Below are 1,181 nucleotides of genomic sequence, written 5' to 3'. Positions count from 1 at the left end.
GCCGACAGTGTCGCCCCGTCGGCGGCGCACAGGGCGTCGCGGGGGTCTTCGCGCTGCGGGACGGCCGCGATGCGCAGGCCCGGCGTGGGGGCGGTGGGCAGGTCCTTGAAAGAGTGGACGGCCAGGTCGCACTCCCCCTGAAGGAGGGCGAGCCGCAGCTGCGCCGCGAACACGCCGACTCCTCCGAGCGCGGCCAGGGGCGCGGCGGACACGTCACCGTGCGTGCGCACAACCTCCAGATTGACGCGCACGTCCTCGCCGAGGCGAGCCCCGGCCTCTTCGATCGCCCGAGCGACGGTGGTGGATTGGGCGAGCGCCAGGCGCGATCCCCTGGTTCCCAGAACGATTGTCCGCCAGGTCATAGCAGTCCTTTCGCGCCCGCGCGAGCGTGGGTGACGACGGAGGCGATGCCTGTTCCGGCGACCCAGGCGCCCGTGAGCGCCACGCCGCCCAGCGGCCGCACCTGCTCCTCGAGTGCTCTCACGCGGGCGCGATACTCGGGGGGCAGGGGCGGGAGCGTGCCGTTCCAGCGGGCGAGCAGGTGGTCGGTGACGGCATCGGCGGCGATGGTGACGCCGGTGAGGGTGCAGATGTCACGCAGCGCCCCTTCGACGGTGACGGCGGATTCGGCCTCGCCGAGGCGCCCGTATGACAGGCGCAGCAGGTGGGTGTGGGGCGCACACTGGTCGGCGAGCCAGGGCCACTTGACGGTGAGGTGGGACAGGGCCTTGGCCGCCACGGGTCGCTCGTCGGCGGGGGCGGGCGCGACCAGGAGGCCCTGTGAGACTGGCGCGTCGTCCAGCTCGGGGGCGTTCACGGCCAGGGTGAGGCGCGCGATGGGCGCGCCCTCGGGAACGCTCACAGCGGGCACGAGGCCGGGGATGCGCGCCTGGGTCAACAGGCGCAGTGCGGCGCCGGCGCTGCAGGCGAGGACGAGGCGCTCCGTCGTGACGCTCACGCCCGGGCCGGCCGGCACGGGTTCGGCTCCGGGTGTCGGTCCGGGCTTGGTCGGCCCGCACTCGAGGGTCCATCCCGCGGCCGCGCGCGTCATAACGAACGCGCCGGTGCGGGTCAGGACGGTTCCCCCGGCCTCCTCGATGGCGGCTCGCAGCGCGTCGACGAGGACGAACATGCCGCCCTCGACGCAGGCTTCGGGGGTGCGTCGCGATCCGGCGGCGGCC

2 pseudogenes are annotated in these 1,181 nt (G+C 74.5%); both read right to left on the bottom strand.

Going from position 1 to position 1,181, the window contains the following annotated elements:
- Nucleotides 1-362 (bottom strand): annotated as a pseudogene (locus HMPREF1138_RS07660) (hydroxymethylbilane synthase); the annotation flags it as partial.
- Nucleotides 359-1,181 (bottom strand): annotated as a pseudogene (locus HMPREF1138_RS11310) (protoporphyrinogen/coproporphyrinogen oxidase); the annotation flags it as partial. The pseudogenes HMPREF1138_RS07660 and HMPREF1138_RS11310, both read right to left, overlap by 4 nt.

Origin of the sequence: Actinomyces sp. ICM58 (genome assembly GCF_000283035.1) — a bacterium.
Taxonomy (GTDB): domain Bacteria; phylum Actinomycetota; class Actinomycetes; order Actinomycetales; family Actinomycetaceae; genus Pauljensenia.
Note: the sequence above shows the minus strand (reverse complement) of the source record. Positions and strands in the feature narration are given on the sequence as shown.